Source organism: Autumnicola patrickiae, assembly GCF_031846525.1.
Lineage (GTDB): Bacteria > Bacteroidota > Bacteroidia > Flavobacteriales > Flavobacteriaceae > Autumnicola > Autumnicola patrickiae.
In genome coordinates this window covers 1-23768 of record NZ_JAVRHM010000019.1, presented here as the reverse complement: position 1 = coordinate 23768, position 23768 = coordinate 1, and the positions used below count along the sequence as shown (strand labels likewise).

Sequence of the window (23768 nt, the reverse complement as noted above, 5' to 3'; positions counted from 1 at the left end):
TTACAGCTGTAATAATTGCCTTATCTTTGCATTTCGCTAATGTAAAAAATAATATTTTTAGGTTGAGGTATTTCTTGGAACTGGCTTATTTAGGAACAGCATATCACGGCTGGCAAAGGCAGCCAAATGCCGTTTCTGTCCAGGAAAAAATTGAAGAAGTTTTAACACGCCTGCTTCAGGGGAATGCCGAAATTGTGGGTGCGGGAAGAACAGATGCCGGTGTGCATGCAAAACAATTGTTTGCTCATTTTGATGCTGAAGAAATTTTCGATGCAGAGGAAATCAGGTTTAAAATGAATTCGATGCTTCCTAAAGATATTGCGATAATTGCCATTTTTAAGGTACGGCCAAATGCGCATGCGCGTTTTGATGCTCTAAGCAGAAGTTATGAATACCATATTATTCAGCATAAAAATCCGTTTGTAATGGATCAGGCTTTCTATTTGAAGAAAGATTTGGACATTGCCAAAATGAATAAAGCAGCAGAAATTTTAAAAATATATACCAATTTTAAATGTTTCTCGAAATCAAGAACCGACGTAAAGACTTATAATTGTAAAATTGAGTCGGCAGTTTGGAAAAATTCAGGAGATTTGTTGGTTTTTCAAATTACTGCCGACAGATTCCTACGGAATATGGTTCGTGCCATTGTTGGCACTTTATTAGAGATTGGTCAGGGGAGAAGTTCCGTAGACAATCTGCATGAAATAATAAAAAGTGAAGACCGGGGAAAGGCAGGAACTTCTGTTCCCGCTCAAGGTTTATTTTTAACCAAAATAACATACCCGAAAATAGCAGTAGAGTAAATGGCGTCAAAAACAGGAAATGCATTCGATTTTGATTTATTTAAGCGCTTGCTTAGATATACAGATCCTTACAGAAAGACTTTTTATTTTGTAGGGATTGCGGCTATCCTGCTCTCTGTAGCCTCTGTTTTACGTCCATATTTACTTAAAGTAACCATAGACCAGGCGATAGTTCCGCAGGATTACAGTGAACTTCTTTACTATATTTTGCTAATGAGCGGCGTGCTACTCGCTGAAGTTCTTTTTCAATTTTGTTTTATTTACTTCGCCAACTGGCTGGGGCAGGAGGTTGTACGTGATTTAAGGGTGAACCTTTTTGAACATATGCTTCAGTTTAAAATGAAGTATTTCGATAAATCTGCTGTTGGGCGGCTGGTTACCCGTGCTGTTAGTGATATAGAGACCATTGCGAGTATTTTTAGTCAGGGTCTTTTTATGATTATTAGTGATTTATTAAAAATGCTGGTGATTTTAGGGGTGATGTTCTATCAGAGCTGGCAACTGACTTTGCTTGTGCTTACTGTGCTCCCGTTTATCCTGTATGCGACAAGGGTGTTTCAGAGAAAAATGAAAATTGCTTTTGAAGAAGTCCGTACTCAGGTCGCTAACCTTAATACTTTTGTTCAGGAGCGTATCACGGGGATGAAAATCGTTCAGCTTTTTACCCGCGAAAAAGAAGAGTACGAAAACTTTAAAAATATTAACGATAAGCACCGAAAGGCCTGGGTAAAGACGGTATGGTATAACTCTATTTTCTTCCCGATTGCAGAAATGTCCACATCCATAACCATAGGTTTAATTGTATGGTTCGGGGGATTGCGCGCTATAGAAAGTGATGCAATTAGTCTTGGGGTGATAATTATGTTTATAGAATTATCACAGATGCTGTTTAAACCGCTTAGGCAAATTGCAGATAAGTTCAATACTTTGCAGATGGGAATGGTGGCTGCAAACCGTGTTTTTGGGGTGCTGGATACCAAATCCACGATTAAGGATGAAGGTACAAAAGAGGTTCAGGATTTAAGGGGCGATATTGAATTTAAAGACGTGCGGTTTTCTTATGTTGATGATGAAGAGGTGCTGAAGGGAGTTTCTTTTAAAGCCAACGCTGGAGAAACAATTGCAATTGTTGGAGCAACAGGTGCCGGAAAATCTACCATTATTAATTTGCTGAACCGTTTTTACGAAATCAACGGCGGACAAATTTTTATTGATGGGCTGGATATAAATGAAATTAAGCTGAAATCCCTCCGCTCTCAAATTGCGGTGGTTCTTCAGAACGTTTTCCTGTTTGCTGATACTATTATGAATAACATCACATTGGAAAATCCCGATATTACTGAAGAAGATGTTATTAATGCCGCAAAGCGTATAGGAATACATGATTTTATAAACACGCTTCCGAACGGCTATTATTACAATGTAAAAGAAAGGGGGGCGATGCTCTCTTCAGGGCAGCGCCAGCTTATAGCATTTCTGCGTGCTTTTGTGAGTAACCCCAGTATCCTGGTGCTGGACGAGGCTACTTCTTCAGTAGACTCCTATAGCGAACAATTAATCCAGGATGCGACAGATAAAATTACGCAGGGACGTACTTCAATTGTTATTGCCCACAGACTGGCAACCATCAAAAAAGCTGATAAGATTATGGTGATGGAGGCCGGTGAAATTGTGGAAATGGGAACTCATCAGGAACTACTGAAGAAGGAGAATGGCTACTATAAAAACCTTTATGAAGTTCAGTTTAAAGCGGAGGAGGCGCTTTGACTAAGTGTAGGTTTAGGATGTTTGTAATTAAATTACTTTAACACATAATATCTCTCTTTTCTCAACTTCTAAGGTATTCTGAAATGCTAAAAAATAAATTGATTTGAAAGTGGATTTTACGAATTGATCTTTCAAATTTTTAATAATTAATTGCTCGGTGCCCATAAATTGATTTTGATCTCCCCATATTAAAAGTATTTCCGAATTTCCATTATTTTTATCTGTAAAAATTTTATTGGTAGCGGATTCAATATTTTCTACAGAAATTTTTATTGCATCAAATTCATAATCCACATATACATTTTTATCTCCGAAATAATGAGATACGCGATTCTTGGGAACTGAAAGTAAATTGTATCCGTCCGCGATCTTGTTAAATATATCATCCGTTTTAAAGTTCAGTATTTCATTTTTTGCCGATAAATTTTCTATGTTTTCTGAAATGCTTTTAGCAATGGTTTTACTTAATCTCCTATATACTTTTATTGGTGCTTTTGGAGGTTCTTCAATCTCCCAAGGTGGGTAAATCTGAATATTGATTTTAATTGGTGGTGTGTAAACATCCCGAATAAAATTGGAAATTTTTTCACATAACCTTTTGGTTTGGTTGAATTTGGTCAAGTAGTTGTTTAAAACTATTTGAGTGACCTGTACAGTATGGATTCTTTCATCCATATGTATAAGTAGATCTGGATTTTTATGATCATCATTGAGGTTCTGGGAGTAATACAATACATTTCGTTTTTCTACTTCTCGTAAATATGTTATAAAAAGTCCTCCAGTGAAATGTTCTATTTTTTCCGTATCATTTTCATTTACCCATTTTTTCCTTTTGTGCTGCGGTCCACTTAAGGAATACGGAAGCTTCCAATGACCAATTGTGTGTGAGCTAATATTATTGTTAAATCTCATAACTATCGTTTCAGTATAATACGATACATAAGAAATATGTGTCCTAAGAAAGATCTTCCTTCAGTTTCTCTATAAGTTCCTTGTTGGTTTCAAACATCACAAATTCCCCATCTTTTATATAAGAAATCTGTCCTGTTTCCTCGCTTACAACAAGTGCAAGGGCATCGGTTTTTTCAGTAATACCAACTGCGGCACGGTGACGTAAACCAAAGCGAAGTGGGATGGACCGGTCGTTGGACACCGGAAGAATTACACGGGTTGCGGTGATTTTGTTGTCCTCGATAACAATTGCGCCATCGTGAAGTGTACTGTTTTTATAGAAAATGGACTGCAGGATTGGCTGGTTGAGCTTTATATCCATATCGTCGCCGGAATTTTTCACAAAGTCCAGGCTGGTACTTTTCTGAATCACGATTAAAGCACCGGTAAGGCTTTTGCCCATCGCCTCACAGGCTTTTACAATAGCTTCTACATTAGTACTTGTTTCTTCATCTTCCCTGGAAAAACGCCAGTTCCTGAAAATCCTGTTGTTGTGGGTGAGATTTGTGGATCCAATCATTAGCAAAAATTTCCTGATTTCCTGCTGAAAAACCACAATAAGGGCGAACATTCCCACACCAATAAATTCTCCCAGCACATTGCTTAAAAGCTCCATTTGAAGAAGCTGGGTGAGCCACCAGCCAAGGTAAATAATCACAATCCCCAGGAAGATATTTACCGCCACAGTTCCCCTAACGAGTTTGTACAAATAATAGAGTAGGAGTGCAACAAAAACAATATCTACGATATCGAGAATACGAAGATCAAGAATGTTCAATTTCGTCTGGGTTTTTGTAAAAATATGAAATATACAACTACTTTTTAATACGCGAGAGCAATTTCACACATTCAGCGGCTTCTTTTACATCGTGAACACGCAGGATATTTGCTCCTTTCTGAAGGGAAATAGTGTTTAAAACTGTTGTTCCGTTTAAGGCGTTCTCTGCAGTGGTATTAAAGGTCTTGTAAATTAGTGATTTTCGGGAGAGACCAGCCAAAATTGGCAATTCAAGTATCTTAAAGGCTTCTAGGCTGGATAATAAGTTAAAATTTTGCTGAATATTCTTCGCAAAACCGAATCCGGGGTCTATTATGAGGTCATTTATGCCTAGATCGCGTGCTTTTCTTACTTTTTCTGAAAAATAGAACAAAATTTCCTGAATTAGATCGTCATATTGGTTCAATTCCTTCATAGTTTGCGGTGTTCCCTTCATATGCATCATAATATAAGGCACCTGAAATTTGGCAATTATCGGCATCATATCTTTATCGAGGCTTCCGGCAGAAATATCATTAATGATGTGAGCGCCCGCTTCAATTGATTCTTCGGCTACTTTACTGCGGAAAGTGTCTATGGAAAGGATCGCATCGGGAAAATTCTTCAGGAGTAGTTCAATTACCGGAATTACACGCTCCACTTCAGCTTCAACTGAAATATCTTCGGCTCCCGGGCGGCTGCTGTAACCTCCAACATCGAGAAAATCTGCACCTTCAGTAAGCATTTGCTCTGCTTTTTTCAGAATATCATTTTCGGTTTCGGTGCGGCTTCCGGAGAAAAACGAGTCGGGCGTAATATTAATTATACCCATAATTTTAGGTTCTGAAAGGTCGATGAGGTTTCCCCTGCAGTTTATCGTCATTTTTATATATTTAGCCTGTGTAGAACGGAATGAAATTAACTTTGACTAATCGGAATATTTGCCCGAAATTTACGCAAATTACTACTCTTTTATGCAGGATACTTCGAAACAATATGATGAGGTGGTGGAAACCTGCCGCAGCCTTTTCGTGAATAAAATGAAAGATTACGGAAGTGCCTGGCGCATTTTAAGGTTGCCTTCCCTTACCGACCAGATTTTTATTAAGGCACAGAGGATAAGGAAACTTCAGGAAAATGAGGTGCGGAAAGTAGATGAAGACGAAAAATCTGAATTTATCGGGATCATAAATTATTCAGTAATGGCACTTATTCAGTTGGAGAAAGGAATTGCAGAGCAACCCGATTTAGAAGCTGATGAAGCCGCTGTTTTGTACGATGAAAAAATTTCGGAAACAAAGGCTTTAATGATGAACAAAAACCACGATTATGGCGAGGCATGGCGTGATATGCGCATTAGTTCCCTTACAGATCTTATTCTGCAAAAGTTGCTAAGGGTCAAACAAATTGAGGATAATAAAGGAAAAACGTTAGTGAGCGAAGGTATAGATGCCAATTATCAGGATATGATTAATTACTCCGTTTTTGCACTTATTTTGATGCAGGAAACTGAGTAGCATAAAATCAATTTACATGAAATTATTAGTGGGAATCGCCCGGGTGGTGGTAGGTGTTTTATTTATTTTTTCGGGATTTATAAAGCTGAACGACCCCGTTGGGTTCTCTTTTAAACTACAGGAATATTTTAGTCAGGGTGTTTTAAACATTGAAGTTCTTATTCCGTTTGCGCTGGTCATTGCGATCCTTCTGGTCGTTTTTGAGCTGGTGCTGGGAATTATGCTGCTTATTGGCTACCTGCCAAAGTTTACAACCTGGAGCTTACTCCTTATGATTATATTTTTTACGTTCCTCACATTTTATTCGGCATACTTTAATAAAGTAACCGACTGTGGTTGCTTTGGAGATGCTATCCCACTTACACCGTGGCAGTCTTTTATAAAAGATGTGATCCTGCTGGTGCTTATCGTCTTCTTATTTGTTAAACGAAAATTGATCACGCCGGTTTTTGTCCCGGCATCGCATAGATGGATTATCTTTCTATCGTTTATGCTGAGTTTTATTTTCTGCTACTATGTGTTGATGCACCTTCCGGTTTTTGATTTTAGAGCCTATAAAATTGGTGCGAATATTCAGGAGGGAATGGAAGTTCCTGAAGGTGCACAGGAGGCGGTTTACGAATACCAGTGGAAATTCCTCCATGATGGGGAAGAAGTTGTTATCGCCACCAATGGGCAGTATCCACAGCAGGAAGGTGAATTTATTGGAGTGGAAACGGAAATGGTACAGAAGGGTTATGAGCCGCCAATCCATGACTTTTATATTCAGAAGGACGGGGAAAATTTTACTTCAGAAATACTGGAAGCAGAAAAAGTCTTTTTTATAGTAGCCTATAATCTTAGAAGTACAGAACGCGATGGTTATGCAGCGGTAAAGCGGTTGAGCGACGAAGCTTTGGAAAAAGGCTATAAAGTTGTGGGGGTGACCTCCTCTGGAGAAGAACTTCAGCAGCAAATAAGCGAAAAATATAACCTGAACTTTGAGTTTTACCAGGGTGATGAAACGGCCTTAAAGACAATTGTGCGTTCCAATCCCGGGTTGCTGGTTCTGCGAAGAGGCACAATTACCCAAAAGAAGCATTGGTTTGATGCGGCCGATATAGATTTGTAAATCAAAGGCAGATTCTGATAAAATATTGATAAAAAGAATAGCTTAAGTGCAAAGCCTTGTGCTTATGTTTTTTGTTATCAATATATTTGTAAAATTCAGTAAAACTGAAGAAAAATTAAGTAAAATTTTATCCTGAAATGGATCCAACCAAAATATTATGAGAAAACAAATAGTAGCAGGAAACTGGAAAATGAATAATGATCTTGCCGAAACGCAGGAACTTCTTTCCCACATTAAAATGCAACTGGTGAAAAAACCTGAAGCAGAAGTAATGGTGGCACCTTCTTTTACTAATCTTTACAGCACATTTGAAGCTTTAAAAGATACACCTATAAAAGTTGCGGCTCAAAACATGCACCAGAGTAAGAGCGGTGCTTTTACAGGAGAAATTTCGGCATCTATGCTTAAAAGTATTGGTGTTACTACTGTTATTTTAGGACATAGCGAACGTAGAGCACATTTTCATGAAACCAATGATATCCTTGCAGAAAAAGTAAACACGGCTATAGAAAATGATATGGAAGTGATTTTCTGCTTCGGGGAAGAACTTCAGGATCGTAAAAGTGATAAGCATTTTGAAGTGGTAGAGAAGCAGCTAAAAGAAAGTCTTTATCAGATTTCTGAAGATGCATGGAGTAAGGTTATCCTTGCTTATGAACCGGTTTGGGCTATTGGTACGGGAGAGACTGCTTCTCCGGAACAGGCACAGGAAATGCACGCTTTTATTAGGAAAAATATTGCTGAAAATTTTAACGAAGAGATTGCAGAGAACGTTTCTATCCTTTACGGTGGAAGTGTAAAGCCGAATAATGCAAAAGAAATTTTTGCCAAAAAAGATGTGGACGGCGGACTTATTGGCGGGGCAAGCCTTAAGGCGACTGATTTTATTGCACTGGTAAATTCATTCTAGATGGCATCAAATTATCTTGAATTCATATTCAAAATAGATCCTGTCCAGCCGGCTTCAGAAATTCTGATAGCAGAGCTGGGCTACCTTGGATTCGAGAGTTTTGTTGAAAATGAAGATGGTATAACCGCTTATATTCCTGCTGAAGAATTTGAAGAAGACCTTTTTGCAGGCGTACATATATTACAGTCAGAAGAATTTCAGATTACATATTCCCGGGAAGAAATTGAGCGGGTAAACTGGAATGAAGAATGGGAAAAGAATTTTAGTTCGATAATTGTGGGCGATATTTGCAGTGTACGGGCACCCTTCCATTCAAAACCAGATACTGATTATGATATTGTGATCGAGCCGAAAATGTCGTTTGGTACAGGGCATCACGCTACTACTCATATGATGATAAAGCTCATTCTGGAAAATGAATGGAAGAATAAATCTGTTCTTGATATGGGCTGCGGTACAGGTGTACTGGCCATTTTAGCGGCAATGAAAGGAGCGGATAAAGTAGATGCTATAGATATTGATAATTGGTGTTACCTGAATACGCTGGAAAACATTCAGCGTAACGATTGTGAGCATATTAATGTTGAGGAAGGCGGGGCGGAGCTGTTGGAAGGGAAAAAGTACGACCGCATTCTCGCCAATATAAACAGAAATATACTTTTAGAAGATTTGCCCGTCTATGTTAAAACGCTTAATCGCGATGGAGAAATTTATTTAAGTGGCTTTTATACAGAAGATCTTAAAGTAATTGAGAAAGCTTGTATGGATCTGGGTTTAAGTTATATGAATCATGTGGAAAGAAATAATTGGGTGGCTGTAAAGTTTTTACTGCTAGATTTTTAGGTGGAATTTGTATATTTGCAACTTAAATCTTTGTATATAATAACAGATTGAAGATGAGCACGCAAGAAGAAGTTTTAGAAAAGAGAAGTACAAAAACAAAGACGCACAAGGAGAACGAGATTGTACTTTATAACGATGATTATAATACTTTTGATCACGTGATTGAAACGTTGATCTATACCTGCGATCATACCCCGGAGCAGGCAGAGCAGTGCTCTCTATTGGTTCACTATAAAGGAAAATGTACTGTAAAAACGGGGTCTTATGAAGATCTGGAGCCAAGATGTTCTAAAATTTTAGATGCCGGTTTAAGCGCGGAAATAGTTTGATCTAAAAAATGTCATCTATTCTTTTCAGAAATTAAAATAAACTATATATTTGCACCCGCAAAAAGGCCTTGTGGCGCAACTGAATAGCGCACCTGATTACGGCTCAGGAGGTTCCAGGTTTGAATCCTGGCAAGGTCACTTCTAAGATTAACAAATCTTATCAAAACCGCGCAAATCTTATGATTCGTGCGGTTTTTTAGGTTTTTGGTTTTCATTTAATTTGATTAAATTAGAAATGGAAAGATAACCACAGGACACCTAAATTTTCAAAAGACACCTAAGGTGTCTTTCGAAATTAATTTGATTTGAGCTTTATAGTTGATTTGACTTCATCTAATTAATAATTGTTTAATTAAAAGATGACAACTATGAGTACTTCAAACACATTTTCAATTTTATTTTTGGTTAATCCCAAAAAGATTTCCGGCGATTTGGTAACTATCTATGTTAGAATTACGGTAAACCAAAGAAGATCCACAATCAGTTTAAAAAGAAAAATCCCTTTAAAATGTTGGGACTCTGCAAAGAAAAGAGCACGCGGAACTTCTGCAGAAACAAAACAATTAAATCATTATTTAGATAAGGTCCAGGCTAGACTTTTCCAGTGTTATCAAGAGCTTCTGTTTAAAGGTAAGAAAATTACTGCCCAGCTAATAAAAGCTACTTACCTAGGAGAGGATGAGAACTCTAAATCACTTCAGGATCTTATAGATTATCATTCCAGAAAAATTGAACACACCTTAACTCCAGGAACTATTAAAAACTTCAAAATAACTGAAGGTTATATTTTTAAATTTTTAAAGACAGAAAAAAAGACAACTGATGTTTATATAAGAGAATTGAATTATAAGTTTCTCTGCGATTTCCAGGATTTTCTGAGTTCATACTATCCGAAAGGGCATCCAAAAGCTATGGGGCATAATACTATTATGAAGCATATTCAGCGTTTGCGGAAAATGGTTACACTAGCCTTTAATATGGAATGGATAGATAAAGACCCTTTTAGACGATGGAAAAATACTTTTGAGAAAAAAGATCGAGAATTTTTATCAGTTGGCGAGTTGTCAAATTTAGAAACTTATGAGTTCCCAGTAGAAAGGCTTGATCGCGTTCGGGATTTGTTTGTTTTTAGTTCTTACACTGGTATCAGCTATGTGGATATTAAAAAACTTACTGCAAATAATATTTCGATGGGAATTGACGGGGATAAATGGATTATTTCAAAAAGGCAAAAAACCAATACACCAATTAAAGTACCCTTATTAGATCCTGTTTTAGAATTGATAAAGAAATACGAAGATCATCCTATGACCTTAGTCTCAGGAACCTTATTACCTAAAATCACTAATGAGAAATTAAACGTTTACTTAAAAGAAGTTGCTGTTCTATGCGGAATAAAGAAGAATTTGACCTTTCATATGGCTAGACATACCTTTGCAACTACGGTTACTTTAAGTAATGGTGTACCAATAGAAACAGTTTCTAAACTCTTAGGACATACCAAAATTTCTACAACTCAAATTTATGCTAGAGTTTTAGAAAACAAGATTAGTCAGGATATGAATGCTTTACGTGGAATTCTGAAACAGAAGAAAGTTGAAGATTCCACTCAAAATTCAAATGTTGCATCTTGAAGAGCAAATATAAGGGGGCAATATCGTTTATAGTTTTGCCTCCTTTTTTTATCATTTAGTGATTTTTTAAAATTTTTATTTTAGTATAAAAATATATCTCATACATATTATTTTATTTCTTAATTTTCTACTGCCCAATCGATTGGAAGGCTTAAAGATACCCTCGATTAAACAAATCTTATAATAAGCAACATTATAGGAAAAGATATTCCCCTATTTCTATTCCAAAAGAACGTGATTTATAAATCAGCGATTATTTGAGATGGAATCTATTCAATTCCAAATTAAATTTAACTGTAAATAGTTTCATTTGTTATGTTTAGGACTGCCGATTTTCCTGTATATCGCCAATTGGATCAGATGGATTGTGGACCCTCTTGCATCAAGATGCTCACTGAATTCTTCGGAAAAAAATATGATCTGGAATATTTAAGACAAATTTCCTTTCTGCAAAGGGATGGTGCTTCTTTGGGAGGGCTTTCCGAAGCATTAAGTAAATTAGGGATAGAATCTGTTGGGATCAAAGTAAGTTTTCTGGAATTAATTTCGGAAGTACCTCTTCCCGCTATTGCACATTGGGAAGGGAATCATTTTATAATTATTTATAAGGCTAACCACAAGTTCATTTATGTATCAGACCCGGCCTACGGCAAGTTGAAATACCGCCACAGTGAATTCATCAGTAAATGGGCAGAAGCAGAGAAAAAACAGGGTGTTCTTCTTCTTGTAGAGCCCACTGATCACTTCCTGGACGAAGAACCTCCAGAAATGGATAAGAAAAGTAGTCTGGGATTCCTGCTTGATTACCTAAAACCTTACAAAAGATATATAAACCAGTTATGCCTGGGTTTAATAATTGCTGCCACTATTCAGTTAATGCTTCCTTTCCTTACCCAAAGCCTGGTGGACTATGGAATTAATTATGAAGACTTTGGTTTTATCAACCTTATATTATTAGCGCAGTTCTTTTTGTTTCTTACGCGTTCTGCATCAGAAGTGATTAGAGACTGGATTTTATTGTATATAAGTACACGTATAAATATTCAAATGCTTTCAGATTTTTTGGGGAAACTACTAAGCCTTCCTTTAGCATATTTTGAATCAAAAAACACCGGTGATTTTATGCAAAGAATCTATGATCATCAAAGGATAGATGAATTTCTAACGGGCCGTGGTTTAAATATTCCTTTTGATATCTTTTCTATTTTAGTATTCGGAATAGTGCTGTTCTACTTTCATCCACATATTGCACTTATCTTTTTTACAGGAACTTGTTTATTTTTCGGTTGGTCACTATTATTTATGAAAAGGAAGGAACTTTTGGATAACCAGCTTTTCGACCTTAACAGGAAAGACCAATCCCTATTTCTGCAGATCATTCTGGCAGTTTCAGAAATTAAATTAAACAATTCAGAAAACAGGAGAAAAGGGGAGTGGGAAGTTAATCAAAATGGTCTTTTCAGGATAAAGTCAAAGATTTTAAGCGTAGGACAGGCTCAAATTAAAGGAGGTTTATTCCTTAATGAATTAACCAATATTTTAATAATCTTCTGGTCTGCAAAGGCTGTAATCACAGGGCAAATTACATTGGGGGCTATGCTGGCTATCCAATTTATTATCGGCTCATTATCCTTACCTATTTCAAATATCATCAATTTTCTTACAGATTATCAGAGCGCCAGACTCTCTTTTGACAGGTTGTCTGAAGTCCATAATCAAAAACCTGAAGATAACAGAAGGGGCTATGAGAATAACCTACCCACTGGAGATCTTAACATAAGGAATCTAAGTTTCGGATATGGAAACCCTTCCTTACCTCCATTGCTAAATGAACTGAATATTACTATCCCTAAGGGGAAGATTACTGCAATTGTTGGTTCAAGCGGTTCAGGAAAGACAACTTTGTTAAAACTGCTTCTGAAATTTTATATACCCTGGAAGGGTAATTTAAAAGTTGGGGATGATGATCTTAGAGATATTAATACATCCCTTTGGAGAAGTAGATGTGGAGTTGTAATGCAGGACGGCTGTCTTTTTAACGATACTATTGAGAGGAATATCACAGAATCACAACCGGATATTCCTGTGGATCGAAGCTCGTTACGAAAAGCTGTGGAAATGGTTAATCTAAATGAATTCATTGAGAAGCTTCCCCTTGGGTATCAAACTAAGATTGGGGAAAATGGACAGCTCCTTAGTGGTGGAGAGAGACAAAGAATTTTACTTGCGAGGGCAATCTATAAAGATCCAGATTATTTATTTCTTGACGAGGCTACCAGCTCTTTAGATTCAGAAAACGAAAAATTCATTACTGACAATTTAATTTCCTTCTATAAAAATAGAACTGTGGTGATTATTGCCCATAGGCTATCTACAGTCTTGACTGCTGATCAAATACTGGTTATGAACAAGGGTGAGATTGTAGAACGGGGGAATCACCAGGATTTAATTCAAAATAAAGGTGTTTACCATAACCTGATTAAATATCAACTAAAGATTTGAGAAGGTGGAAAATAGGAAATATAATAGCAGCGGGAGTAACCCATTGAATATTGAACCCGGTTATTTACTACGCCGAGGTACGGCCTATATGTTTGGATTCTTCTTTCTAGTGTTAATTCTGGCCGGCATTATTTCTTTTAATCAGGTTGTAAAAGGATCTGTAACTCTTACTTCAAAGAACCCTCCAGTTGAAATTAAAGTGAAAAGAGACGGAAAGCTTTCTGCTATTTATTATAAACCCGGAGACTCAATAGTAGCAGGAGATATTGTTGCAGTACTTGATAATCCTGCAAGCCAAAAAGATATAACTTTCCTAAAAGAAAGATTAGGGAAGGATTTTCTAAAGGTATTATCACTGGAAGCATTATTAACCGAATTTCCGGTAAACTTAAGTCTGGGAACTTCCTTACAGGCAGCATACAATAGGTTTTTAGAAGAATATCACAACCTTATTTTAGAAAATACACTTGGTCATAAACAAATAATGGAGCAAGGCTTACTCCAAAATATTAATAACCAGAGATCAATTTTAAATTCTAAAGAGGAGGAGTTTCAATTGATGGAAAACAGTCTTTCTATTTCAACTGAAAATATAAATCGCCATCGACAATTATTTGAAAAAGGAGTGATCTCAAAATTTGATTTGGAAAAGGTTGAGTTGGAATTTACCGAGAAGAATCGACAATACTCTTTACTGAAACAGCAGATGATTCAGTTACAGGCCGACAAGAGCAGGGCGAAAAGCGATCTTGAAATATTAAGATCTTCTGAAGAAAGAAAATTAAGCCTTCAGGAGGCGGAATTGGTTTTTGCAAAGCAAAATCTTCTTAATGAGATTTCAGAGTGGGAGGATAAAAATATTATAAAAAGTCCCGTTGCAGGTAGGCTTTCTTATAATCAGGTTTGGGGAGTACATCAGAATGTTGAAGAAGGCGATGTAGTGTTTACCATTGTTCCTTTTATGAGAAAAGATCTGCTAGGTAAATGTATCGTTCCTGTCCAAAATTCAGGTCAGATAAATAAGGGTCAGAAGGTTTATTTAAAGCTTGACAATTATCCATACAGGGAATGGGGAATGATAAAAGCTAGCGTTAAGTCGATCTCAGAGGTTCCCAGCAGAGCGGAAGTGCCAGCATATATTGTTTATTTAGATGTAGATAGTTTAGTGACTTCCTATGGAAAGGAGCTAATTCTCCATCAAGAATTAATAGGAACCGCAGAAATAGTGCTTGAAGAAGTCACTTTACTTAAGCGCATTTTTTACCAGTTTCGTCAGCTTTGGACAACCTAATTCTATTTAAGTATGGCACAAATCCCGACAACATATAAATCAATCTTCTTCTATTTAATGTTTGTGTTAAGTGGTACTATATCATTTATTGGTTATTCTCAGGATATCCCTTCAAAGAGACTTGAAAACGTGACAACCAAATTATCCTATGAAGAAATTCAAGATCTGGAATATGAGGCATTGATAGATAAAGACACTGCTGCTCTGGGATTATTGATCAAGATTCACTTGCGAAAAGCTTCATTAGAGAAGAATAATATTGAAAAAGCCAGAGCTTATTATTATAAAACAACTTTAGAAAAAACTAGTCCTGCATTGGTATATGCAGATTCTATAATTAAGATTACTAAAGAGAGTACTCATCCCAATTATCCTGCGATTGGGTATGCTATTAAAGGACATCTCCATTACGAATCGGGAAATTTTCAGGTTGCACTTACCAATTACCTAAAGGCATATAATCTCGCTTTAACAAAAGAAAATGTTGATCAGCAAAGGGAATTTGCTCTTGCAATAGCCGCAATTAGAAATCTGTACGGACAACATTACGCCGCGGTTGAACTTTACAATAAATATTTAAAATTATTGAAGAACGAAGAGAATTTTGAGACGCAACATTACGATGATTACACCTTATTGCTGTTTAATCTCACCCTAACACATCTTCGATTGCAGTCAATAGATTCAGCTAGGTTCTATGCTAATCAGGGTATTAAATTAACCTCAAAGTTAAGGGATGATTCTAATTTTCAGGATTTTATTCTTTTAGATGCACAAATTAATTATTATGATAGTTCTTATGATAAAGCAAGGGATACCCTCCTTAAATATAATGGCTCTCTGGATGGAACCAGCAAAGCAATAAAATTATATTATCTAGGTAAAATTGAGGATAAACTGAATAATAAAAATCTTTCCATCAAATATTTTAAAGAAATTGATTCCATAGTTACCGCAACGGGAGATCCTTTTCCCGAGGTTAAAGATGTTTATCATGAACTAATTCTTAACTCAATAGACAAAGATGATAAACATGGGCAGATAGAATATATCGGGAAATTAATTGCCTACGATAGTTTACACTCGACAAAGCAGGAAAATGTTATAAATGCAGCTATGGCTTCTTATGATATACCTTACTTAAAACATCAAAAACGAGAGGCAGAAGCACAGCTTGAAAATAAAAGAACAATTATAACCGGAGTTGGATTATTGGCCGGTTTAGGAAGCTTTACTGGAATATTCTTCTTCGTGAGATCAATCCGTATACAAAGAAAGTTGAAAGTTTTACTCGAAGAAGGGATAGTAAGAAAAAAAATAATAAGTGATCAACCAGTTGGTAACCATGCAAGTTCTGTACCTGAAGATATTAAAAAAGATATTTTAAATAAACTGGAAAAATTCGAAAACTCGGAAAGGTTTTTAGATAAGGAATTAGATATGTCTAAGTTAGCGCAGGAACTGGAAACAAATACTTCTTACCTTTCTGTTATTATCAATTCATATAAAGGCAAAACATTTCCTAATTATCTTAAAGATATTCGGATAGCAAAAGCCGTCCGGATGTTAAATAATGATCATAGCCTTTTGAGATTTAGTAATCAGGGATTAGCTGAAGTGTTTGGATTTAAAACAAGTGAATCTTTTTCTAAAGCTTTTTACAAGAACACCGGTATATATCCTTCAAAATTCATAAAGGAGTTGAACTTACGAAAAGTGGACGGTCATTTATAAATGGAAGGTATGTCTATGTTGCTAATTGTTGTCTGATGTAGTTATTTAGTAGCAAACAAATATTTATTAACCATTAAAATTTTCAATCATGAAAAAAACATTAAAAGATTACCAGGGAAGAGCTTTAAAGAATTTAGAAAAAATTAAAGGAGGGGGAAACCCTGTAATTGATCGCGACAAGGTGAGACGGCCTAAGCCGGGTAAGTAGAAACTATCTGTTTTAATTAAAATGAGCCCGGACTGTTCCGGGCTTTTCAAAATTTAGAGTAATGAAAAACAAAGATCACCTCCTAATCCTATGTTTGAGCTTAGTATCATTAACCATTTCTTTTGGTCAACAGAACTTTACTCATTCTTATTACCCATCTCTTTCTAAGCAAGTGAGGATCATAAATGAATTTGGTTTTTCACTTTCAGATGACTATTCCAACTTGAATAATCTTGAAGACCCAAAAATAGACCAATGGTTAAAAGCCCAGGACTCTCTAGCGGAAGAGTATTTTTCTAAAAATGATCTTTTGCAAGATTATCAGGAAAAATTTGAAGAATATCAGAATCGTGAGAACGGAACAATCAGTATGATTAAAGTGAATGAAGAGAGAAACTATTTTTACATAAAATATGATCATATATCTGGTACAGATAAATTATATTTTAAAAAAAATCTCTCAGCAGATGAGGTGGAACTTTTTGATCCTGGAAATTATGATGATATAACAGAGGTGACTTATCTAGAACCCTCATTCGATGGAGATAAAATTGCCATTGGATATCAATCCGATGAAAATTTTTCATCTCGAGTTAGAATATTTGATGTAAAAAACAAGAAGTTTTATAGTGAAGTGATCACCAATATTAATCCATCATTTGGGGGGATTGAATGGTTGCCTGATAGCTCGGGTTTTATTTATCTCTATTTTCCAGTAGTAGATCAAAATAAACCGGACTATAAAAAGAATTCTTATTCTGTTCTTCATACATTAGGGAATATACCTGCTAAAAAGATGAAAGTTTTTGGGAATAGTAACACAGTTAATATCCCTGCAGATTTTTATCCAAAAGTAAAAATTGGTTCCAGTCAGGATAAATATATCATTGGATATTCTGCTACTTCCAATGATTACTATGACGCATATTTTGCTAAAGTTTCAGATATAGTATCAGGAAATGCTAATTGGATTCCTTTTTTTAATGTAGAGCAGAAAGTGTATACCACTGAGGGAGAAGTTAGGGGTGAGGAATTTATTTTCCGGCAGGGAAATAACACCGGAAATCAAATAAGCCGTATCCAATTCCATTCTCCCAATTTTAATAATCCAGAGGTACTTGCCGAAGGAACTAAAGAAAATCCAATTACCCAATTTAATGTTACTAAGGATCATATATATTACTCAAAATCTAAGTTAGGTGTTGAAGTTAGTCTCTGGGAAATTGATAAGGAAAAGAATATAACCAAATTAAAAACACCTTTTGTACCGGGGTATGTCACATTTTTTGGGGGATCAGTAAAAACTAATCATATTGGAATAGAATTAGATGGATGGATATCAAACCATACCAGGTTCATTATTGCAGAAGATAAAAATTTACAGAAAGAAGGATTGAAAACAGAAACCTTCTATCCTGAATTTGAAAATCTTATTGCAGAGCAAATAATGGTTGAAGGTCATGATGGGGTAGAGGTGCCATTATCTTTAATTTATGACCCCAACTTGCTAAATTCACAGAATGAGGTATTTATCTATGTTTATGGAGCTTATGGAGAAAGTTTAAGTCCATTTTTCTATCCTATTATTTTGGACTGGGCAGCTCAGGGAGGTATTCTTGCTTTTCCTCACGTAAGAGGAGGTGGAGAAAAGGGAAAAGAATGGCATATTCAGGGTCAGAAAACATTAAAGCATAATTCTTGGAGAGATCTTATTTCTTGTACTGAAGCACTAATCGATAAAGGTTTTACCAAAAGAGGATTAATTTCATTATATACATACAGTGCAGGTGGAATTACTGCAGGTATGGCCGTAAATGAACGTCCAGATCTTTTTTCTTCATACATAGCTGAAGTGCCTAGATTAAATCCTTTAGGTCTGGAATCATCTGCTACGGCCAGTAGTACAAGTTATTTGGAATATGGAACTGTAAAGGACAGCCTGGAGTTTGCAGGCCTGGTTAAAATGGATCCCTACTTCAATCTGAATTCGGAGAATAAATATCCACCGACTTTAATACTGCCAGCATCTCAAGATGACCGAATTCCTTTGTGGGATAGCGGTAAGTATATAGCTAAATTACAAAGCATTTCAGGGGAAGAAACACCCATTTTAATGGATATTGATTACCGCTATGGTCACGAAGGCCAGGGTAACGATGAGACCGTGATGCTTTATAGTAAAATTTTTAGTTTTGCCAGGAGTAACATGAGACAGTATCACTAAGCAACTCCCCAATCCTTTTAATAGCCATGATCAATCTGGCTTCACACTTTCCCATCTTCCAAATATTTTTGTTCGCTATGTTCGATAGCTTAAAAATTTATATTCATTTATAAATGAACTTATTTATTAATAAAAGGAATAATTCAGCAAGCACTTCTTAATAATATTGGTTTATAAATGTAGTATTTTGATTTATAAACCGAAATCCTTCCAATTTTTATCCTAACCTCTTTTGCCTGAAATTTAATGAATGGTTTATAACATAAGAGGTGAATTTTCTAATAACATCGGAAGAACTTTTGAAAGAAATTTCAAAAATAGAGGAATCTTCACCCTCTAGACTAAATGCATTCAATAGGGTTATAAAATACTGCCGAGAAGTTCTTGAAAACTACCGAAAGAATATTAGAAACTTCAAATTTAATTCATCTTCTGATGAAATTAAGTTTTTTAAGGAGGAAAAGCAAATTCCTCTTAGTCAGCTTATTTACTATACAAGCCTTCGAACGATTGAACTTGAATCAACTTCATCGGTTAAATACAAAAGGAAATATTTATCCAGGAAGATTAAAAAGATTAATAAGTTTTTTCAACGTAACAGGAAATTTCAGCTATATATTGATCTGGAACAAACCAGTATGGATAAATTTTATTTTACCCGGAAATTTCAAAATGAAGTGTCACACTATGATACTTCGCTATATTGGGATCCTGAATTCAATACTTCTCACGATATTCTTTTAGCTTATTTAAGAGCCTACAAAAGACTGCTTCCGTTTCTACAGAGACAAATGGAATTATTAGATCACCCACAAATTGAATATATCAATAAACACGATCTACATTGGACGGCCTCCAAAGTGGACCTTATTGAGCTCATTTATGCATTACATTTCTCAGGAGCTATTAATAATGGTTCTGCAAATATTATTGATATCGTTTCCCTTTTTGAAGTGATTTTTAATCAAAAGTTGGGCAATTGCTATAAGAAGCTTTCTGAAATTAAGGGTAGGAAAGGTAGAATCACCAAATTTTTGGACGAAATCACCTGGAATTTTGAACAAAAAATGAACCGTGAAAATGAGCTATAATTTTCGGTAGGTGAACGTAACTCCGAAAACTATTTTTCTGTCAATATTTAGTTACTTTTTTAATTTATTGCCATTTATTTTCCGCGGTAAAGCTCCCAAATATTACTATTTACAGGAAGTGTTAAATTATCTCGTAGTCCGGTAGACATAGTGAAATTAATTTCCTAAAGCTACTCAAATTTGCCTAGAAGTCAAATCAACAAAATCCCGCCGTGTAAAAAAGTATAACCATCGGTGGGATTTTAAACTAAAACTTTTTAAAAATGGCAAAAGAAATAATTACTACTGATGATCTAATGATTTTTAAGCTGGAGTTATTCGATGAGCTTAAAAGACTTTTTAATGAGCAGTCTAAAGGAAAACATAAAAGGTACGTGAAATCAGGGGAAGTGAGAAAACTACTTAATATTAGTTGGGGAACTTTACAGAATATACGAATTAACGGGAATCTGCCTTACACAAAAATAGGAGGTACGATTTTCTATGAATGGGAAGATATACAACGAGTTATGGATGAATTTAGGGTAGATAATAGTGATTAATTATGAATTACATAAAACACCTTACCGCGATTTTTTATCGCTTCAATGAGGATAGCCGGCTCAATCCTTCACACGTGAGTATTTATTATGCTTTATTCCATTATTGGAACGTATTTAGGTTCTGTAAGCAATTCTATATACAAAGGCAGGAAATTATGGAAGCTTCAAAGGTTGGTTCACTTTCAACCTACCATAAATGCATTAGAGAACTAAGTGATTGGAATTACATTTTGTATATGCCTTCTAAAAACCCCTTAAAAGGTAGCCAGGTTAAGATATCCATTTTTTGGACTAGTGATGAACAAGCAGAATATGAGCATTCAATTTGTAGTGTAAATGACCTGGATAAGTTTGAGACTTTTTTAGAACAGGTTGCAGAAGAGTCCGGAAAGAGTAGCGAAATAGCTCCGGTATATGAAATAAACAATATTAAACATATTAAACAGAATAAAACTTATTGGCCAAAAAGTGAATTAGAAGTTTTGAATTTTTTTAAAAAGAATGGTTGGCCAGATAATGAAGCTTCTAAGTTCTATCTCCACTATGAGGCTGTTGGTTGGAAAATTAATAGAAATACTCAGGTTGTAAACTGGCAGGCTTTAGCTAAGCGTTGGATCAAAAAAGCCGAGGAGATCCAGCAGAATATAAAATCAAAAAATCCAGATCATTTAAAAATAAAAAAAAATAAAAACTATGGAGAACCCTTGTGAAATAATTGAAGGCGGCGTGGTGTACAAGATCGGGAGATTTAAGGGAAAAGAAGTTTTGTATGATTTTCCTCTTATGCTCGAATACCTGCAAATAAAAGGAAAAATCCTTTTTGGTAAAGATTTTCACCTGTATAAAAAAGATGAAAAATTACTTTTCAAGCTTTGCAATTACATCATCGCAGATAAGGAAAAATGTCAAAAATTTGAACTCGATCCTGCCAAAGGAATTTTATTAACAGGTCCGGTAGGTTGTGGAAAAACAAGTTTTCTAAAATTATTACGCTACCTGGTACCGCACCAAAAAGAATATCAGGTAATTCCCTGCAGAAATATCGCTTTTGCCTTTCATCATCTTGGCTATAAAACAATTGAGGATTATGGGAACAGCAGCTATCTATGTTTTGATGATCTAGGGGTTGAGCCAGAAGGCAGGTTTTACGGAAAAGATTGCAATGTTATGGGCGAAATTCTCCTTTCCCGTTATGAATTGTTTTTGAATCATAAAGTTAGAACCCACGCTACAACAAATTTAAATGCCGGTGAACTTGAAGAACGCTATGGCTCGAGGGTTAGGAGTAGAATGCGCGAACTTTTTAACCTGATCTCATTTGATGAAAAAACTATTGATAAGAGGAAATAGAAAAAATCTTAATTATACTTTTGCCTAAGTATTCAAATACTCAATTTTACAACTTCAAAATCACAAATCTGACGTTTTTAACCTTCAACTTTCCATCTGCCCTAAAACTTATTAACAACTCAATTCGAGAATTTCATAAAATTTTATCTCATTTGAGATCAAAATAGCTCAAATAAGTACAAATTTAATTTTATTCACAAAATGATGTAACCTGGTGGAATTCAAGTGATTTAATTATAATTTTCTGAATAACAAAGTATTTGGAAAAAATGAAAATAGTAACTTTTAATATTCAGAATTTATTCCATAGGGACAGAAGTTTTTTGGAAAAGCCATTCAATAAAAACAAAGAGGAATGGGAAATGGAGGTAGATCAGTTGTTGGAAAAACCAACTAAGTCAAGTCAAGATAATGAACGGATCAGAGAATTGGCTCCTTTAGTAGGAATGGATAATGGCTATCAGTTACCCTACGCTGTTTTAAGGAGAAAAGCCGGCTTTCTTTTTTTGAAAGGCAAGAATTATTTAAATGAATTAAGAGCCTCTGAACTTACAGATTGGAACGGCTGGATAGCACTTCAAAATTATCCTCTAGATCCTATAGCGGTAGAAAATAAAGCGAGGGTAATTGCAGATGTGAATCCTGATATTTTAGTTCTCCAGGAGATTGAAGACCGTGCCTCACTTGAAGAATTTAATGACGAGTTTCTTTCCTGGTTTGGTTGCAAACCATTCCAAAAAACTTGCGTAATGCAGGGAAATAGCAAACGCGGTCAGGAAATAGGTATTCTTACCCGTAAAGGTTACGAGATTAAGTCGGTTCGAAGCCATGTTTATGATTTAAACTTTCCTGGAGAAATTGGTTTTGATAAGGACCTGATGGAATATGAAATACTTACTGCCAGAGGAAATTCTCTTTGGATCCTCGCTACACATTTACAGGAGCAAACAGAATATAAAGAACACTCAGATGCTAAAAGAAAAGCACAGGCCGAAAAAATTGCTGAAGTATATCATAAATTATATGCAGAGGGTAAAAAGCAAATTGCAGTAATGGGTACGCTCAATACCATTTCTTATTGTAATTCCCTTGCTCCTTTATTGCAAAGAACCAATTTAAAGTTAGTCACCAAGCATCCATCCTTTAATGTGGATTTCGACAAAGGAAAAGATGCTGGCTATTACAGTCTTGGAGCTTACCGGATGGGAGTAAATATCAAGCAAAAAGATTACCTGCTTTTATCCCCTGAACTTTTTGATAAAGTTAAAAGCAGCGGATTAAACCGTAAAGGCATCTGGCCGGATAAACGGCCCATGTGGTGGGTATATCCAAGTATACATTGTAAAGCTCACGCGGCCAGTGAGCATCCAGCAATTTGGGTGGATTTAAGTTTGTAGGGATTGTTTACGAACCGCCATATACAAGATCAGTACGTATGGTGGTTTGAGAGCTGTACTCCGAATTAGCTAATGGTGGAGTGGCCTAGTCGATTAGCTGCTTCCATAATCAAAAATTACTTAATTAAGTCTTTTTTCATAAGAATATCAGTTTGTTTGTCTCCACCTAAATTAAAAATATGTTCATCGAATTTTAGAAATCCGTTTTTTTCATAAAATCGAATTGCTCTTTGATTTTCTTCCCAAACCCCTAACCAAACATAATGAAGGTTTTTCTGATTAGCGATATCAATTGCTTTTTTATAAAGTGCTTGACCAATCTTTTTACCTAAAAATTCTTTTAATACGTAGATGCGTTCAATTTCTAAAGCATTCCGATCTTTTAATTCTGTTTGTGATTGATCAAAATTTACTTTAAGATATCCAACAATTTTTTTATTAATTTTAGCAAAATAAATTTCTGAATTTTTATCAGATATTTCACCACTTACTTTTTCTTTGGAGAAACTTTTTTTTAAATATTCTGCCATAAAAGCTGAAGAGTTTTGAGTACCAAATGTATCTTCAAATGTTTTTATTCCTATATCCCGCAGTTGATCTGTATTTTTAAGAGTAACCTTGTCAATTTCAATATTTTTCATTTTTCTTCTTACTATAAATTTTCTCAAAAATACTTGTTTTATAACACAGGACCCATCACCATGTGGTAGAGTTGTTACCCCGGCGTTGTAGGCTTACACCCAAATTTTTCGTGAGTTTAATTAAATTTTAAAAACACTCTTTTAAAATTGTAATGTTTTTGTT

The 23768-nt window shown here is 35.5% G+C and carries 21 protein-coding genes and 1 tRNA gene; 18 read left to right on the top strand and 4 right to left on the bottom strand.

Annotated features, from left to right (window positions below):
• The first annotated feature begins 62 nt into the window (after positions 1-62).
• Together truA and RM549_RS14920 are read left to right on the top strand one after the other, a co-directional pair.
• The gene (gene truA / locus RM549_RS14925; protein WP_311686239.1) at positions 63-806 is read left to right on the top strand and encodes a tRNA pseudouridine(38-40) synthase TruA; all 744 of its coding nucleotides are present in this window, start codon (positions 63-65) and stop codon (positions 804-806) included.
• The gene (locus tag RM549_RS14920) at positions 807-2573 is read left to right on the top strand and encodes an ABC transporter ATP-binding protein (RefSeq protein ID WP_311686237.1); all 1767 of its coding nucleotides are present in this window, start codon (positions 807-809) and stop codon (positions 2571-2573) included.
• A gap of 27 nt (positions 2574-2600) precedes the next feature.
• On the opposite strand, the gene RM549_RS14915 is transcribed toward RM549_RS14920, so the two are convergent.
• From RM549_RS14915 to folP, 3 genes are read right to left on the bottom strand one after another with little or no spacing between them, the layout of a single operon-like run.
• Entirely contained in the window at positions 2601-3485 is an 885-nt protein-coding gene (locus tag RM549_RS14915; RefSeq protein ID WP_311686235.1) for a hypothetical protein, read from the bottom strand.
• Between the two features lie 43 nt (positions 3486-3528).
• Positions 3529-4302: a diadenylate cyclase CdaA gene (cdaA, locus tag RM549_RS14910; RefSeq protein ID WP_311686233.1), complete on the bottom strand. Its 774-nt coding sequence runs from the start codon at positions 4300-4302 to the stop codon at positions 3529-3531.
• Positions 4303-4339: 37 nt separating this feature from the next.
• Positions 4340-5164 carry a dihydropteroate synthase gene (gene folP / locus RM549_RS14905; protein ID WP_311686231.1) on the bottom strand — a complete coding sequence of 275 codons (825 nt, stop codon included), beginning with the start codon at positions 5162-5164 and terminating at the stop codon, positions 4340-4342.
• Positions 5165-5255: 91 nt separating this feature from the next.
• On the opposite strand from folP, the gene RM549_RS14900 reads away from it, so the two are divergent.
• The 16 genes from RM549_RS14900 to RM549_RS14825 all read left to right on the top strand — a co-directional run bounded on the left by RM549_RS14900 (position 5256) and on the right by RM549_RS14825 (position 22964).
• A complete protein-coding gene (locus RM549_RS14900; protein WP_311686333.1) occupies positions 5256-5798 on the top strand; it encodes a DUF1599 domain-containing protein in 543 nt (180 codons plus the stop codon).
• A 16-nt stretch (positions 5799-5814) separates the two neighbouring features.
• Complete coding sequence (locus tag RM549_RS14895) at positions 5815-6909, top strand: BT_3928 family protein (protein ID WP_311686229.1); 1095 nt, start codon at positions 5815-5817, stop codon at positions 6907-6909.
• A 157-nt stretch (positions 6910-7066) separates the two neighbouring features.
• Entirely contained in the window at positions 7067-7819 is a 753-nt protein-coding gene (gene tpiA / locus RM549_RS14890) for a triose-phosphate isomerase (RefSeq protein WP_311686227.1), read from the top strand.
• Entirely contained in the window at positions 7820-8662 is an 843-nt protein-coding gene (gene prmA / locus RM549_RS14885) for a 50S ribosomal protein L11 methyltransferase (RefSeq protein ID WP_311686225.1), read from the top strand.
• A 53-nt stretch (positions 8663-8715) separates the two neighbouring features.
• Positions 8716-8991, top strand: a complete 276-nt coding sequence (locus tag RM549_RS14880) for an ATP-dependent Clp protease adaptor ClpS (protein WP_311686223.1) — start codon at positions 8716-8718, stop codon at positions 8989-8991.
• Between the two features lie 64 nt (positions 8992-9055).
• A tRNA-Arg gene (locus RM549_RS14875) sits at positions 9056-9129 on the top strand.
• A gap of 230 nt (positions 9130-9359) precedes the next feature.
• Entirely contained in the window at positions 9360-10625 is a 1266-nt protein-coding gene (locus tag RM549_RS14870; protein ID WP_311686221.1) for a site-specific integrase, read from the top strand.
• 315 nt (positions 10626-10940) lie between these two features.
• Positions 10941-13127: a peptidase domain-containing ABC transporter gene (locus tag RM549_RS14865; protein ID WP_311686219.1), complete on the top strand. Its 2187-nt coding sequence runs from the start codon at positions 10941-10943 to the stop codon at positions 13125-13127.
• 4 nt (positions 13128-13131) lie between these two features.
• The gene (locus RM549_RS14860; RefSeq protein ID WP_311686217.1) at positions 13132-14418 is read left to right on the top strand and encodes an HlyD family efflux transporter periplasmic adaptor subunit; all 1287 of its coding nucleotides are present in this window, start codon (positions 13132-13134) and stop codon (positions 14416-14418) included.
• A gap of 12 nt (positions 14419-14430) precedes the next feature.
• Positions 14431-16152 (top strand): helix-turn-helix domain-containing protein, encoded by a 1722-nt coding sequence (locus tag RM549_RS14855; RefSeq protein ID WP_311686214.1) that lies wholly within the window; start codon positions 14431-14433, stop codon positions 16150-16152.
• A gap of 269 nt (positions 16153-16421) precedes the next feature.
• Positions 16422-18584: a prolyl oligopeptidase family serine peptidase gene (locus tag RM549_RS14850; RefSeq protein WP_311686212.1), complete on the top strand. Its 2163-nt coding sequence runs from the start codon at positions 16422-16424 to the stop codon at positions 18582-18584.
• Positions 18585-18853: 269 nt separating this feature from the next.
• The gene (locus RM549_RS14845) at positions 18854-19675 is read left to right on the top strand and encodes an RteC domain-containing protein (protein WP_311686210.1); all 822 of its coding nucleotides are present in this window, start codon (positions 18854-18856) and stop codon (positions 19673-19675) included.
• Between the two features lie 263 nt (positions 19676-19938).
• Positions 19939-20217, top strand: a complete 279-nt coding sequence (locus tag RM549_RS14840; protein WP_075327802.1) for a MerR family transcriptional regulator — start codon at positions 19939-19941, stop codon at positions 20215-20217.
• 155 nt (positions 20218-20372) lie between these two features.
• Entirely contained in the window at positions 20373-20927 is a 555-nt protein-coding gene (locus tag RM549_RS14835) for a hypothetical protein (protein WP_311686207.1), read from the top strand.
• Complete coding sequence (locus RM549_RS14830) at positions 20911-21567, top strand: ATPase (protein ID WP_093302874.1); 657 nt, start codon at positions 20911-20913, stop codon at positions 21565-21567. Before RM549_RS14835 ends, RM549_RS14830 begins: the two co-directional genes overlap by 17 nt.
• Before the next feature lie 269 nt (positions 21568-21836).
• Positions 21837-22964, top strand: a complete 1128-nt coding sequence (locus RM549_RS14825) for an endonuclease/exonuclease/phosphatase family protein (RefSeq protein ID WP_311686205.1) — start codon at positions 21837-21839, stop codon at positions 22962-22964.
• Between the two features lie 116 nt (positions 22965-23080).
• Here the strand turns inward: RM549_RS14825 and RM549_RS14820 are convergent, their stop codons facing one another.
• Positions 23081-23605, bottom strand: a complete 525-nt coding sequence (locus tag RM549_RS14820; protein WP_432264718.1) for a GNAT family N-acetyltransferase — start codon at positions 23603-23605, stop codon at positions 23081-23083.
• Positions 23606-23768 lie beyond the last annotated feature (163 nt).

Coding starts and splice junctions, on each gene's coding strand:
- RM549_RS14895 (WP_311686229.1), top strand. CDS start 5,815: ATGAAATTATTAGTGGGAATCGCCCGGGTGGTGGTAGGTGTTTTATTT.
- folP (WP_311686231.1), bottom strand. CDS start 5,164: ATGACGATAAACTGCAGGGGAAACCTCATCGACCTTTCAGAACCTAAA.
- RM549_RS14920 (WP_311686237.1), top strand. CDS start 807: ATGGCGTCAAAAACAGGAAATGCATTCGATTTTGATTTATTTAAGCGC.
- RM549_RS14830 (WP_093302874.1), top strand. CDS start 20,911: ATGGAGAACCCTTGTGAAATAATTGAAGGCGGCGTGGTGTACAAGATC.
- prmA (WP_311686225.1), top strand. CDS start 7,820: ATGGCATCAAATTATCTTGAATTCATATTCAAAATAGATCCTGTCCAG.
- RM549_RS14825 (WP_311686205.1), top strand. CDS start 21,837: ATGAAAATAGTAACTTTTAATATTCAGAATTTATTCCATAGGGACAGA.
- RM549_RS14900 (WP_311686333.1), top strand. CDS start 5,256: ATGCAGGATACTTCGAAACAATATGATGAGGTGGTGGAAACCTGCCGC.
- RM549_RS14835 (WP_311686207.1), top strand. CDS start 20,373: ATGGAAGCTTCAAAGGTTGGTTCACTTTCAACCTACCATAAATGCATT.
- RM549_RS14820 (WP_432264718.1), bottom strand. CDS start 23,605: ATGAAAAATATTGAAATTGACAAGGTTACTCTTAAAAATACAGATCAA.
- RM549_RS14865 (WP_311686219.1), top strand. CDS start 10,941: ATGTTTAGGACTGCCGATTTTCCTGTATATCGCCAATTGGATCAGATG.
- RM549_RS14880 (WP_311686223.1), top strand. CDS start 8,716: ATGAGCACGCAAGAAGAAGTTTTAGAAAAGAGAAGTACAAAAACAAAG.
- tpiA (WP_311686227.1), top strand. CDS start 7,067: ATGAGAAAACAAATAGTAGCAGGAAACTGGAAAATGAATAATGATCTT.
- RM549_RS14915 (WP_311686235.1), bottom strand. CDS start 3,485: ATGAGATTTAACAATAATATTAGCTCACACACAATTGGTCATTGGAAG.
- RM549_RS14870 (WP_311686221.1), top strand. CDS start 9,360: ATGAGTACTTCAAACACATTTTCAATTTTATTTTTGGTTAATCCCAAA.
- RM549_RS14855 (WP_311686214.1), top strand. CDS start 14,431: ATGGCACAAATCCCGACAACATATAAATCAATCTTCTTCTATTTAATG.
- RM549_RS14850 (WP_311686212.1), top strand. CDS start 16,422: ATGAAAAACAAAGATCACCTCCTAATCCTATGTTTGAGCTTAGTATCA.
- RM549_RS14840 (WP_075327802.1), top strand. CDS start 19,939: ATGGCAAAAGAAATAATTACTACTGATGATCTAATGATTTTTAAGCTG.